A 14,776-nucleotide genomic window follows, 5' to 3' on the forward strand; every position below is an offset into this window, starting at 1 on the left:
AGAAAATTGCGAGATCAACCAAAGCTTATTAACTTTGCTGATGAATTGTTAAAAATTGGCAGATTTCTTCAATTGTTCGATCTACTTCTAGGTATGGAAAAGCATGAGTAGCGCCTTCTAATACTTTATAACTCATGTTTTCTGTCGCGATATCCTTGAAATTTTCACTAATTTTGCAAGGAATGACATTATCTTGCTCGGCAAACACATGAAGCTGCGGACCTAGATAGTTTTTTAAGTTATTTACCAAATTTAGTTGCTCAAGCATTTGCAAACCTTCTGATAGCAATTCACTTGAAGGCGGATTTGCTATGTTTTGCATGCTTATCCAATCTTGTTTAGCCTGAGAGGAACCGAGTGTAATTAAATAATAAAAACGCTTTAAAGTGGCTTGCGGGGTTTGTAAAAAAGAAGTCTTAAATTGACTAAACACATCAGCAGGCATAGCAGTCTGCCAATTATCGTTGGTAACAAAACAAGGATTTGAAGCGAGCGTAATTAAAGTTTTAGTTTGCCCTGTTTGTTCATAAAAAGTATTAACCAGTTGAGTTGCTAACTGTCCACCTAAAGACCAACCTATTACTACATCAACCTCAGCAACTAAATCAAGCTGGGCACGATACTTACCATCTAAAATATTAAAAATATTAATAAGTTGTGTTTGATAGCCAGCTTTTTCCAATTGCAATTTAAGGGACTGCAAAGGCTCCACTCCTACTCCCCAACCTGTAATTAATAAAATTTTATTTTGTAACTTCATATGCCTGCTCAAAGCCAATTTTATAAGGATTATATAATAATATCGATTTAAAATATCTTTTAAAATCAATATAAAAATTAAATTTTAGAGCATAAAATTAAGCATTTATAATGTGATAATATTCTGAAATATATTGATAAATAAGACCCGCATTATTCATAGTAAACATACAAAAAATTAATTATCTAAACATTGAAGCCAATCAAAAAACAACATACTCCACACTTCGCCTATAAATCCATTATGCAATGTAATTAATGTTAATACTTATGTTTTTTTATTAAAAAAAATGACTCACCAATTCATTTTAATGCTAGAAGATTAATTATTGATCAAAAAGTATTAGGAAGGCTAATATGAACAGTCAAAGCACAATATCTGATGGGAGAGAAAAAAATACATCTTTTGTTACACCCAATGATATTATAAACAACTTATCTTTAGATAAAAATTACTGCTTATTTTTGGATATTGATGGTACATTAGCACCCTTTCAAATTAATCCTGAGCATAGTTTTATTCCACAAACTACCTTAGACGTTATAAAAAAAATTACTAAATTAAATATACCTGTTATTGCTGTAACAGGTCGTGATGTAGATACAGCAAGCAAACTACTATATCCTATTGAAGTTCCAATTGCTGGTTTACATGGTTTAGATATTTATTTTGATTCAGGAAATTATATTCGACCAGATTTAAGCAGTATTAATTTCAAAAAATTAAAACAAGATATTACCAAAAATTGTGATAAACATCCTGAATTATTAATTGAAGATAAAGGATATTCTATTGCCTTACATTATCGTAAAAATCCTAATTTAGAAAATAATGCCATTAATATTATGCAAAGAATTAATTTAAATTATCCTCAATTAAAAATAAATAGAGGGAAATTTGTTGTTGAATTAATTCCAAACCAAGCTGATAAAGGTAGAGCAATTAAAACTATATTAAATCATCTTGATTTACCTGCTGTATTACCTATTTTTATAGGTGATGATTTAACAGATGAATCTGGTTTCACTTACATTAATCAGCAATCTGGCCTTAGTATTAAAGTAGGTCCGGGTGAAACACAAGCAAAATATAGATTAAAAGATATTGATAATGTCGCGGATTTTCTTCTTTTATTTCAAAACAGAATAAAAAGCTTATATGTCAAAAATAGCCAAAATCAGAATGGAGAAAAATTATGTCTAAATTAATCGTATTATCGAACAGAATAAGTATGCCATCGGGTAAAGCTTCAGCAGGTGGTCTTGCTGTAGCTGTACAAGATGCACTAAATGATAGTAACGGCATCTGGTTAGGCTGGAATGGGCAGCAAATTACCGATAGCGAAGCGCCAGAATTTGCGCAGGCTTATTCTCAAGGAATTGACTACATTACCTGCCCTCTCACTCATCAACAATATGCCCAATATTATTGTGGTTTCGCTAACAAAGTTTTATGGCCAGCAATGCATCATAGAGATGATCTAATTGAATATGATGCAGAAGAATATAATACCTATCAAAAGGTTAATCGCTTATTTGCTCAAAAGCTAAAAGAGCTTGCTCAGCCTGAAGATCTTATTTGGGTGCACGATTACCACTTTTTTAGTGTGGCTCGCTATTGCCGTGAATTAGGCATGCAAAACAAAATTGGTTTCTTCTTACATATTCCTTTTGCCAGTCTGAATATCTGGCACAAAATTCCGGTAGCCCGTGAGTTAATTCAAGACTTGAGCCAATATGATGTTATTGGCTTACAAACTCAGATTGACCAAAATGCCTGCATGCAGACTTGTCTGAATTTACTCGAAGCTCAAAAAATTCAAAGCAACAGTATTAGCTATAAAAAACGTCAAATATTAATTAAATCATACCCAATTGGTGTTCAGCCTGAACTTATACAAAAACAAGCCCAGCAAGATTTGGCTACCTCTTCGGTGTTTAATTTTGAAGAAATACCACGTCAAAAGACAATTATTGGAGTTGATCGTATTGATTATTCAAAAGGTTTACTCGAAAGATTTAATGCATTTGCAACCTTTTTGGAAACCAGCCCTGAATATCATGGCTTAGTTCGACATCTTCAAGTGGCGATCCCTTCTCGTACCGATATTCCAGCTTATCAACGCTTATATCAACGTTTTAAAACCAAGCTGGAGTTAATTAACGAAGAGTTTGCGCATGAAGACTGGAGACCTGTAGATTGCTGCTATGACACGGTACAACACCATAATCTCATGCACATTTATCGTCATTCAGATATTTGCTGGATCAGTTCACTACGTGATGGGATGAATCTAGTAGCTAAAGAATATATTGCGGCTCAAGACCCAGAAAATCCAGGTGTGCTCATTTTATCTAAATATGCTGGTGCTGCTGAGCAGATGTCTCAAGCCTTGATTGTTGACCCACAAGATAGAGCGGCAATGATGGATGCTTTAAAAATGGCTTTAGAAATGTCTAAAGCTGAGCGTATTAATCGTTATCAACAATTGATAGAGGGATTAACATCATCTGATCTTACCCATTGGCGAAATAATTTCTTGGATGATTTAGAAAAGACACCAACTTTACTAATGAAGCCTCAACGATTATTACAAGATAATTATCAATCTATTTATCAGGTTTTATAAATCTAAATAAAAGAACATCGAGAAATTTAATTTCTCGATGTTCGCTATTTGGTGATTATTATTTATAAATTAGTTTGTCTTTACTAATGTAAAACGGTTAAGTAAAGCAATAATAAATAGTAATACAGCGACGCCTGTTAAAACCGTACTTAAACCAGTCCATTCCCCAATTAAACCGATTAAAGCTGGTCCACTTAATGAACCGGTATAGGCAATTGTTGATACTAAAGAAAGTGCTGCTGCTTTAGGCATATTGTTTTGTCGACCAACACGAGAAAACATCACTGGTACAATATTAGAACAACCTAATCCTAACAGTGCATAACCCAATACAACCACTTGCCACACTGGTGCAGTTACAATAACAGCCATACCAATGGCGGCTCCAATTGCACTATAAGTCACAATATTTTTTTCACCCCATTGCTTAAGCAAGATATGACCTGCAAAACGACCAGTCGTCATGCTAAGCGCAAAAAAAGTGTAAGCTAAACCAGCAAAAGCAGGATTAAGCTGATATTTACTTGTTAAATAAATACCACCCCAGTCCATTGCTGCACCTTCTGATAAAAAGGCGATAAAACACATCACACCAATAAGCAGAATAATGCCATCAGGACGATAAAGTTTTTTGGGCGCTTGAGTGGTATCTTCATGTGGCTTTTCATCCTGTTCAAAAGACGTTAAACAAGATGGAATCGCAACACCACCAATAACAAGCAAAATCATAACGACTGATAAAGTACTCATTAAGGGTGAAAGACCTACTGCCAATAATGCTGTCACAAGCATAGCGCCTGTTAAGCCACCAAGACTGCACATTCCATGGAAGCTAGACATAAGAGCTCTCACACTATGTTTTTCAACAACTACTGCTTGTAAATTGATAGCTACTCCAAGACATCCTGCTGCCGATCCAAAAATAAACAATGCTACGGCCATCGTCACAATGCTGCTCCACATCGTAAGGCTAGGCAATAAAACCATTAACAACATCAATGCCAAAGCAATTAACGGACGACATCCCCAGCGCTTTACTAAAGCACCAGTCGCAGGCATAGCAATCATTGACCCGATACCCATACACAGCAAAAGTAAACCAAAATCGGCATGATTTAGGTTTAAACGTTGCTGTGCAAAAGGAATAAGAGGTGCCCAAGCTGCAGTCGCAAAACCTAAGCTAAAAAAGCTTAGTCGTGTTGCAAGACGCTGTGTACTTAGGAGAGTAGCTGTATCTAGAACAGCAGGTTTGGTAAATAACATATTTCGCGAACTCACCATAAAATCATTGGCGATCCATACCAACCGATTTTCCATAGAAAAACCCTTGCCTCATTAAATTTCTAGGCAAGGGTTTTATTGGCGAAATTATAAACAATTTCATAAAAAAAACAGGGGGTGCGATACAATTTTTCTGACTTTTTTGTAACTGCCAAAGCCTTATATAGTAAGGCTTTGAATATGTTCAATTTGACAAAAACAACATCTAAGTTAAGACTTCATTTTATTAAAATGAGCCAATAAAAAACCCAGCCTTAGCTGGGTTTTTTATTAAATTTGAGATTGAATATAGTTTTGCAAGCCAATCAACTCAATTAAACGTAATTGCTTTTCTAACCAGTATGTATGGTCTTCTTCAGTATCTGATAATTGTTGACGCAACATATCACGGCTAATGTAATCGCCCTTCTCTTCACAAAGTTTGATACCTGTCGCTAACTTTTCACGAACATGATATTCAAGCGCCAAATCAGCTTTTAAACAAGATACAACGTCTGTACCAACATTGATATCTTCACGGTGCATGTTTGGTTTAGCACCTAAAAACAATACACGGCGAATGATCGCATCAGCATGAGAAGCTTCTTCTTGCATCTCATGATCAATACGTTCATAAATTTTATTTAAACCCCAATCTTCATACATACGAGAATGGATTAGATATTGATCACGGGCAGCCAATTCTCCGCCAATGAGCATATTTAAATAGTCTATGACTTCTGGATTGCCACGCATAATAAATCTCCTATCGTATGAGAACTATTATGGGCAATCTTAAAAGTGATTGCAAAACAAAAAATGGTTAAGTTTATGATTTTTATCAAATTAAAATGAGAAACATACGCATTTGCAGTTTAAGTTATTTAAATTTCCTCTGCAAAAAGAAACGCTTGTCCAATTTATAAGTTCAGACAAGCGTTAAAATATGGCTCAAACCATCAATTTATAAATTTGTAACTAAAATCAATGGTTCTTATTTCGGTAGATCTATTCGCTTAAAGTCTGCCCGTAGCTTGCCATAAGTGATAAGAAATCAGTCTCATTCATAACAGCAATACCTAGTTTTGCTGCTTTTTCTAATTTCGAACCAGCCTTCTCACCCGCAACAACACATTTGGTTTTACTCGATACACTACCGCTTACACGCGCACCTAATGCTTGTAGCATTTGTGTTGCCTGATCACGGGTCATTTGCTCTAAAGTGCCTGTTAACACCCAGCTCTCGCCATTTAATGGTTGGCGTGTTGGTGCAGTCGGTGCATCCCAATGAATTCCTGCTGCTATTAATCGATCAAGCACTTCAATGTTGTGCGGTGCCAAGAAAAAGTCAGCAATCCACTCGGCAGTAATATCACCAACATCTGGTGTTTTCTTTAAAGCTTCAACATCAGCAGCTTTAAGCGCTTCCAAAGTTTGGAAAGTATTGGCTAACATCCTAGCTGTTGTTTCACCTACCCCACGAATTCCCAGAGCATAAATAAAACGCGCAAGCGTTGTCTTCTTACTGGCTTCAATGGCATCAATTAGATTTTGTACCGATTTCTCACCCATTTTTTCAATCCCGAGTAAAGTTTCTCGGTGTTCGTGCAAATGATAAATATCGGCAACATCTTTGAGCAAATCGAGGTGTAATAAAGACTCTACCCAACGATCGCCTAGACCTTCAATATCTAGAGCTTTACGTGATACGAAGTGACGAATCGCTTCAATACGCTGTGCAGCACAATACAGTCCACCAGAACAACGTGCTAAAGCTTCCCCTTCTGGCATTACCACTGGTGAGGCACAAACAGGACAGTTTTCAGGTAAATGTACAACTTCAGCATCAACAGGACGGAACTCTGGCCAAACTTTTTCTACTTTAGGAATAACATCGCCTGTACGATAAACACTCACCGTGTCACCAACACGTACATCTAGGCGATGGATCTCACCAATGTTGTGTAAAGTTACATTGGAAACCGTAACTCCCCCTACAAACACAGGGTTTAAACGCGCTACTGGAGTCAAAGTACCTGTACGCCCTACTTGCCAATCAATCTGATCAACCGTAGTTAATGCAGCTTGGGCAGGGAATTTATAAGCAGTTGCCCAACGTGGTTCACGACTTAAAAAACCAAGTTGTTGCTGTTGCTTTAAGTCATCAACCTTTACAACCATCCCATCAATTTCAACTTGTAAATCTGAACGTTCTTGCTGAATTTGCTCATAACGTTGCTGTACTTCTTGAATTGAATTACAAAGATATTGACGTTCAGCAATTTCAAATCCAAGTTTTGTGAGCCATTGCAGACTGTCATGCATGGTAGTTAAGCCATGATTAGGTTCACATTGAGCGATGCCGTAAGCATAAAATGCTAAAGGTCGAGCCGCAGCAATATTAGGATCGAGTTGTCTTAAACTACCAGCTGCAGCATTACGCGGGTTGGCAAATGTTTTATCGCCTTTGGCTTCCTGTTCAGCATTGAGTTTTTCAAAACCAGACTTTGGCATAAGTACTTCACCACGAACTTCCAGCAAACGTGGAATTTCAAAGTGATCTGAATGTAACACTTTAGGCAAATTACGAATCGTTTTAACGTTCTGCGTAATGTCCTCCCCAGTTTCTCCATCACCACGTGTAACGCCACGTATTAACACACCATTTTCATACCAAAGAGAAATCGCAAGACCATCAAGTTTTAGTTCGACTTCGTATTGTACTTTTTGATTAGGCAAACGCTCTTCAACACGACGTGCAAATGCAAACAAGTCTTCCTGATTAAAAACGTTCCCCAAAGAAAGCATCGGAACTACATGAGTCACACTTTGAAATTTAGAGAGTGCTTGTCCACCTACTTTTGTAGTGGGTGAATCTGATTGAACAAGATCAGGATATTGCTCTTCTAAAGCTTTTAGCTGGTGAAATAAATGATCATATTCACTGTCCGAGATTGTCGGCTGATCCATGACATAGTAGGCATGGTTATGCTTTGCAATCAGTTGAATAAGCTGACGCATCTGTTCGATCACGGAAGTTGTTGCCATTATGTTATTCACCATAAAAAAGGGTGGAAATTTCTCCACCCTGAGCTGCGACTAGATATGTTGCAATTATCGCAACGAACGTAAAAAATTAAAACTAGGCGGTCGCCTGTGCCGGACGATAATCAATCACATGATGACGCCAGTGCTCTTTTAACTGTGGCGTAAATTCAAGATTATTCTCATCGTAAACTTTGCCATCAATTTCACGAGCGATTAAACCTGCAATACTCGCCATCATGTCAAAACCAGTCACGGCTTTACTGTTTGGAAGCGCAAGGAAAAATGCTAACCCTTGAACTTGTTCAGTAGATAGCGTTTCAAGATCAAACCCAGCTGGTCCATTGTCTGTCATACGCAATACAGAGAACATGAGTACACTCGGCTCATCGGTATTTTCATAACGATGGAAGCACGACATTTCACCGTAGCGTAAACCATATTTCAACAGCACTTTAAGCGCTTTATCGCCAGACAATGCACGACGAGGGTTTGGATAAACATTTAGCGCAATAATCTGTTCAGCCATCGCTAATGCACTTTCATCATCATAACGTTGCTGTTCATGTAAATGCACATCCAGAATATTACTCTCGCCTTCAAACTCAGCAATTTCGGCAGTTTCAATATTCGGGTTTAAACTCAACTCAGGCTCAGTTTTTTCGCTTTCAGCTTCCAAATTTTCTTTTGCTAAATCTTCAGCTACCGGTTTAACAGAAACTGTATCAACCAACTCAACTGAACCATCTTTATGAATGGTAGAGCTTGGTACTGTTTGTTCAGATTTAATTTCTTCTACAGAAGCGTTTTCAACAACTGCTTGAGTTTGTTCAGTTTGAATTGCTTTAGCGGGTTCTACGGTCTCAATTTCTGACTGTTTTGTTTCAGGTACTTGTGACGGCGCAGCTTCGCTTAAAGTCGGTTCTACTCGCTCTGCACTAGTCACCGCTACAGATTCAGCTTCAGTTTTCTCAAGCTGATCTCTCACGTGCCTAGGTATAACTGGTTGATTACTATCAGGATTAATATGCAAATCACTGTCTAATGAGGGTTCAGCATGGTTTGGCTTTTTTAAAATCATTTTTAAGCCAATTAGCATAATTATAATGGCAACAACGATGCCAATAATCGTATTGATTTCCATTCTATGACTCCGAAACTAACCCGTATTCTTTTGCCTGTTCTAAATCGACAGTGACTAATTTTGATGTACCCGGTTCAGGCATGGTCACACCCAACAAATCAGTTGCCATGGTCATCGCCAGCTTATTATGTGTAATGTAAATGAATTGTACATGTTCAGAAAGTTCTTTTACCAAATTACAATATCTCTGAACATTCGCATCATCAAGTGGTGCGTCCACTTCATCTAGTACACAAAACGGTGCCGGATTTAATCTAAAAATCGCAAATACTAATGCTAACGCTGTTAAAGCCTTTTCTCCACCGGAAAGTAATGCTAGAGAACTATTTTTCTTACCTGGTGGCCTTGCCATCAGTTTAACACCAGATTGCCAGTCATCTTCAAGACTTAAACTCGCCTCACCACCATTAAAAACCTTTGGAAACAGGTTTTGCAACTCCTGATTGATCTGATCAAAAGTTGTCATAAACAGCTTACGGGTTTCCTGGTCAATGCTTTTCATCGCATCTTTTAATTGAGTTACCGTATTTTCCAAATCTTGAATCTGGTGACTCAGCTCATCAAAACGCTGAGAAACTTCTTCAAACTCTTGTGAAGCGGCAAGGTTAACCGCTCCAATTTTTTCAAACTGTTTCTGTACTTTTTCCAGTTTTTGCTGGTGCTCGGCTAAATCTATTTGTAAGCCTTTTTGGAGTTCGGCATTTAGCTCTTTAAGCTGCTCTTGATAATGCTCACGATCTGACTTGGCTGCTTGCCATGCCAATCGTTTTGCTTCAAGTTGTTCTCTGAGCTGCTCATCTTTTTGTTGATATTGATGACGCTGATCGGTCAAAGTCTGCTGTTTTTCCTGCACACTATTGAGTTCAAGCTGCCATTCATTCCAGTTCTTTTGCAACTTTTCAGTTTGAGCAAATTGTTGCTGAAACTCTGACTCAAGATTTGGTAACTCTAATTGAATAGGGTCAACAAACTTTTTCGCTTGCTCCATTTGAGCTGCAATTTGCTGATATTGGCTTTGCAAGAATGAGATATCTTTTTCAAGCAACTCAATCTGTTGAGTTGTCTGCGTGCTATTACGGCGTAAAATTTCACGTTCTTGTTGCTGATGTTGCAAGGCTTGTTGCTGCTCGTCTAACTGCTCTGTTAATTCTTCTACTCGAAATTGCAAAGTTTTATAGTCAGGTAAAATGGTTTCGAGCTTAATTGCTAATGCATGCAAATCAATTTCAAGATCATCTTTTTGCATTGCATCTTCTTCAAGCTGCATATCCAACTGACCAAGTTGATCTTTTAATTGCTGTTTTTGCAGTAAAAATGCTTGTGCCGCGGTTTGTTGCTTAGCAATTTGCACATCTAGCTGTTGTAAGTCTTTTTGCTTTTGTTTCACAACTTGCTGTTTGTGCTGCACACCAGGCTGTAATTGCGCTAATTCATCTTTTTGCTGAACTACAATTTCATCTAGTGCTTGTAATTGAGGCTGTTGCTTTTCAAGAGCTTGTTCAATTTCATCTAGACGAATACGGTGGCTCAGCATACCTTGTGCGCTTTGACTTTCGTCATCATACATAAGGGCAATCACCCAATCCTGCCCGACATGATAGCCATCTAAAGTCAAAACAGACTGGCCATGTTGCAACTGCTTTTGCTCATTTAAAGCTTGAGTCAAATCTTGTGCAATCGCTACATTTGAAAAGATTGATAGCTGTGGCGATGCAATCCACTCATTTAAACAAGCCAAGTTACCTTTAAATTTACTTGTTTGCTCTGAAGGTTTTAGCTGGCGAGCAACTCCTTCTTGAAAGACTTGTTCAGTCTCAAGAATATGAGCTTGTAACCATTTTGCTAAAAACTTCTCAACAATCTGCGCATGTGGTTTACCTTGCTCTGTTAACTCTAGAGCTTGCATTAAACGTAGCGTATCTTGGTTTTGCTTTGGACTTTGTTTAGCAATAAGCTGGCTTAAGTTTTTCTGCTCTGATAATAAAACTTGGATTTCTGTTTTCAGAGTTTGCTGCTGATTTTTACTTGACTGGTGTTGCTGTTGAGATTGCTCTAAATGCAGTAATTGTTGCTCAATTTCAGTTTCAAGCGACGCGATTTCGCCCAGTAATTTCTGTTGCAGTTGCTCAAGCTCGCCCTGCTCATCTTCATGAACATGCGATTGAATTTGGTTTGCTTGATGTTGCAGCGTTTCTTTTTGCTGCTCAATGCGCTGAACATTTTTACCCAACTGTTCAATTTGAGCTGACATCTGCATTTTTTGCTGCTGTTGTTTTTCAACCTGAGCTTTTACTTGCTCAAACTGTTGTTGTGCTTGTTTCTGCTGAGATTGTAAATCAGCAAAGTTTTGTTCAGCCTCCGTCGCTGTATGCTCAACTCCAGTTAAAGCTTCTGTTTGTTCTTCTAGCTGATTATTCAGTGTTTCGAGTTGCAATTCAGAAAGCTGTAAACGTTCTTTAGTTTGGAATCTTTGCTGCTCTAACTGAACGAGAGTCGTACTATTTTGCTGGTATAGACTCTGTTTTTGTTCAAGAGTCATTTTAAGTTCAGATAGTTTCTTTTCAGCTTGTTGCCATTCTTGTTGTAGCGGTGAAGATTGCTGAATAAGTCGCTGAAACAAAGCACTGGTTGCTTCTAAATCATGTTCAATCGTGCTTAATTCTGAGCGAACCAATTTAAAGGTTTCACCCAATTCATTCATTTGAACGGTATATTCTTCTTGTAGGCGTACACTTTTCTCTGCCTGAAAAGACAAAATTTCAATTTTGAGCGTACGAATCTGGCTTTCTAAAGTTTTATATTGAACCGCTGCTTCCGACTGACGCTTAAGCGTTTTAAGCTGCGATTTTAACTCTAGTGCAATATCGTCTAAGCGTGAAAGGTTTTGCTCTGTATGTTCAAGATGCTGCAAAGTTTCACGGCGACGAGCCTGATAACGAGAAACACCCGCGGCTTCCTCAATGAACACACGCATTTCTTCAGGCTTGGCATCAACCAAGCGGTTAATCATGCCTTGCTCAATGACCGCATATGAGCGTGGTCCTAAGCCTGTTCCTAAGAAAATATCGGTAATATCACGGCGGCGACAACGTGTACCATTCAAGAAATATTCTGACTTACCTTCACGAGTGACCTGACGGCGAACAGCTAACTCATTATAAGCATTATACGATCCGCCCAACTTTCCATAAGTATTATCAAAGCGTAGCTCAACACTGGCCACACCAACGGGCTTACGTTTGGAAGTCCCCGTAAAAATAACATCTTGCATGCTACCACCACGGAGCTGACGAGCGTTTGACTCACCCATCACCCAGCGGATCGCATCAATTACATTGGATTTGCCACAACCATTTGGACCAACCACTGCTGTGCGGTTAGCCTTAAAATTTAAGGTTGTACTATCTGCAAAAGATTTAAAGCCGGAAAGTTTTAAACTGCTTAAACGCATAATGCCCTAACTAGCGGCGTGAGCGTCTTGCCCAAGCCAATTCAATCTGTTTCATTCGTGTCAGCGATTCCAACACAAGGTTACGTAAGTGTCGACAAAAATCTTCCATAAATAAAGCGGCTTGTTGTGATTTTCGGATTAAAATTGCATCAGTCACGAGTTTAAATAATGCAAATGCTTCTTGTAGTTCCCGCTTAGAGGTATTTAAGGTCAAAAAATAACTACGACGTAATGAAGGTAATAACTCTTTATAAAATTTCATTAGATAAGGATTACCCACCATATCTTGCTGTTCAGCTAAATATTGGAAGACCCCATCATAAAATTTTTCGATATCACCTGCTTTGACATGCTCAAGAAGTTGCTCTAATAGCAACTGTAATTGATCTGCTTCATGCGCACGCCATGTTTCACTCATGCGTTGTACAATATGCCCCAATAACATCATATTTGTATCAAACAACGCTTTAACTTGTTGTGCAGACATTTCTGAAACAATTGCCCCACGGCGTGGAAAAATCTCAATTAAATGAGTACGCTCTAATAATAACAATGCTTCACGAACTGATCCTCGGCTAACGTCAAGTTCTTTGGCAATACGTAGTTCTTGAATACGTTCGCCTTCTACTAGCTCGCCACTAATGATCTGTTCGCTAATATATTTGACAATTTGCTCAGAAAGACTTTCTGTGTCTTCGAGATTCATAAATCACCCGCTACTTTTTATATGCATTAATCCATGCTTTTCTTTCGCATCCTTGTTTTTAACTGATCCCATCGATTAAAAACTATGTCATTGTCTGACAATTTTATTGCATTTTAAGCCAACTCATTTAAAAACAACACCAAAATCAGATGAATAAAAGCTTGGAGCGCTCTTATATTCTATGAATAAAAAAAGCTCGAATTCCTAAAAATTCAAGCTTTTACACCACTGTCTTATAAATTTAAGATTTTAGCCTCTAATGCATAATGCCTTTATAAATAAAATAACTACCTACCACCACTAACAGGCAAGCAAAGCATTTTTTTAACATCTGCGGCGACAACGCATGAGCAACCTTTGCTCCAAACTTCGCTGTGACAAAACTCATGACACTAATGCCAATAAACGCATAGATGTGCACATAACCAATCGTGTTAGGCACTGAGATTTGTTCTTTTGCACCAAACCACATAAAGCCAATCGCTCCAGCAACTGCAATTGGTAAACCGCAAGCGGCAGAAGTCGCGACTGCTTTTTGCATGACCACGCCATGACGGTTTAAGTATGGAACGGTTAAACTTCCTCCCCCAATTCCAAAAATTGCAGAGGCAATACCAATGCCTCCACCCGCCATGAATTGCATAGGGGTTGAAGGGAGCTGACGCGTTGGATCAACAACTACATGTGCTCCTTTAAACATCCTATAGGCCATCACAACCGCAAAAATACCAATAAGAAGTTGCAAATGCTGACCAGACATCAGGTCAGCAATACCCGCCCCTAAAAATGAGCCCAACACCAGTCCAGGTGCTAAATTACGAAAAACAGGCCAAAGTACTGCACCCTTTTTATGATGAGCTGTAACAGAACTAAAAGACGTCACAATAATGGTTGCAAGCGATGTTCCGACTGCAATATGCATGATTACTGCGGGGTCGTAGTGCAATTGGGTAAAAACCACATAGAGGATTGGTACAATAATTAGTCCACCACCCACTCCAAACAATCCGGCAGTAAAACCAGCAATTGCGCCAATGAGTAAATATATGATTAACTCCATAAATGTTTTACCACTCTGCTCATATTCAACATGGATTTAGAGACTCGCCAACTACAACAACTTTTAAGCGCAAAAAACCAGCTTCCAGAAGTGGTTTTATTAAAAGCAACCACAACTTCGACCAATGATGATATTCGTGAAATTGCCCAAAAAGGCATTACAACGGGCTTGGTTTGCAGTGCTCAACAAACTCAAGGGCGAGGTCAACATCAACGGCAATGGATTTCACCTGAAGGAAACATTTATTTAAGCACATTGGTGCAAACTCGAACACCCTTAGATGGTCGCTTAGCACTTGAAGTTGCTCTGAATATTTTGCAAATCCCACAGTTACAAGCTCTTAATCTGCAAGTGAAATGGCCAAACGATTTATATAGTGCTCAGGGCAAATGGGGTGGAATTTTAGTCGAACCACTGTCTCAGCATCAGGCTATTGTAGGTGTAGGTATTAATTTAAAAACACCACCAGTGACTGATAGTAATCAACCAATTACCTCTTTAGAAGATTTGGGCCTAGAGCAAATGGGTCGTCTTGAGTTAATTTCAGAACTTTATATTGCGATTCAAAATGCTGCTCGCTGGTTTGATCATGGCTGCTACAATTTGGCGGGGCGTTTTAACCACCACGCTGCATGGCTTAATCAGCTAGTTCAGTTTGAACATAGTCAGGGACTGGTACATGGTCGTTTTGTTGGAATCTCCAATGAAGGTGCAGTAATTC

Annotated in this window: 11 protein-coding genes; 3 read left to right on the plus strand and 8 right to left on the minus strand. The window is 38.4% G+C overall.

Features of this window, described 5'->3' with window-relative positions:
* Positions 1-28: 28 nt before the first annotated feature.
* On the minus strand, positions 29-760 hold the full coding sequence (locus J536_RS21040) for an alpha/beta fold hydrolase (protein WP_032056906.1): 732 nt from the start codon (positions 758-760) through the stop codon (positions 29-31).
* A gap of 356 nt (positions 761-1,116) precedes the next feature.
* Here J536_RS21040 and otsB point away from each other — a divergent pair, with 356 nt between their 5' ends.
* On the plus strand, positions 1,117-1,968 hold the full coding sequence (gene otsB, locus J536_RS21045) for a trehalose-phosphatase (protein ID WP_032063851.1): 852 nt from the start codon (positions 1,117-1,119) through the stop codon (positions 1,966-1,968).
* Positions 1,956-3,389, plus strand: a complete 1,434-nt coding sequence (locus tag J536_RS21050; protein ID WP_032063852.1) for an alpha,alpha-trehalose-phosphate synthase (UDP-forming) — start codon at positions 1,956-1,958, stop codon at positions 3,387-3,389. The genes otsB and J536_RS21050 overlap by 13 nt, the downstream gene beginning before the upstream one ends.
* A 69-nt stretch (positions 3,390-3,458) precedes the next feature.
* On the opposite strand, the gene J536_RS21055 is transcribed toward J536_RS21050, so the two are convergent.
* The 7 genes from J536_RS21055 to J536_RS21085 all read right to left on the minus strand — a co-directional run bounded on the left by J536_RS21055 (position 3,459) and on the right by J536_RS21085 (position 14,055).
* The gene (locus J536_RS21055; protein ID WP_081318441.1) at positions 3,459-4,652 is read right to left on the minus strand and encodes an MFS transporter; all 1,194 of its coding nucleotides are present in this window, start codon (positions 4,650-4,652) and stop codon (positions 3,459-3,461) included.
* 288 nt (positions 4,653-4,940) lie between these two features.
* Positions 4,941-5,405, minus strand: coding sequence for a heteropolymeric bacterioferritin subunit Ftn (ftn, locus tag J536_RS21060; protein ID WP_001214863.1), 465 nt, complete (start codon positions 5,403-5,405; stop codon positions 4,941-4,943).
* A 252-nt stretch (positions 5,406-5,657) separates the two neighbouring features.
* Positions 5,658-7,697: an NAD-dependent DNA ligase LigA gene (gene ligA / locus J536_RS21065; protein WP_005071003.1), complete on the minus strand. Its 2,040-nt coding sequence runs from the start codon at positions 7,695-7,697 to the stop codon at positions 5,658-5,660.
* Between the two features lie 94 nt (positions 7,698-7,791).
* Complete coding sequence (locus tag J536_RS21070; RefSeq protein ID WP_032063855.1) at positions 7,792-8,838, minus strand: cell division protein ZipA C-terminal FtsZ-binding domain-containing protein; 1,047 nt, start codon at positions 8,836-8,838, stop codon at positions 7,792-7,794.
* Position 8,839: 1 nt separating this feature from the next.
* Complete coding sequence (gene smc / locus J536_RS21075; RefSeq protein WP_017481304.1) at positions 8,840-12,289, minus strand: chromosome segregation protein SMC; 3,450 nt, start codon at positions 12,287-12,289, stop codon at positions 8,840-8,842.
* Between the two features lie 10 nt (positions 12,290-12,299).
* Positions 12,300-12,995, minus strand: coding sequence for a GntR family transcriptional regulator (locus J536_RS21080; protein WP_002120391.1), 696 nt, complete (start codon positions 12,993-12,995; stop codon positions 12,300-12,302).
* Positions 12,996-13,251: 256 nt separating this feature from the next.
* Positions 13,252-14,055 (minus strand): sulfite exporter TauE/SafE family protein, encoded by an 804-nt coding sequence (locus tag J536_RS21085; protein ID WP_005071011.1) that lies wholly within the window; start codon positions 14,053-14,055, stop codon positions 13,252-13,254.
* 30 nt (positions 14,056-14,085) lie between these two features.
* Between J536_RS21085 and J536_RS21090 the strand changes: the two genes are divergently transcribed.
* Positions 14,086-14,776 (plus strand): biotin--[acetyl-CoA-carboxylase] ligase (locus J536_RS21090; protein ID WP_032063856.1); only part of this gene is annotated, 691 nt, incomplete at its 3' end.

This window comes from Acinetobacter sp. 809848 (assembly GCF_000581275.1).
GTDB lineage: Bacteria > Pseudomonadota > Gammaproteobacteria > Pseudomonadales > Moraxellaceae > Acinetobacter > Acinetobacter pittii.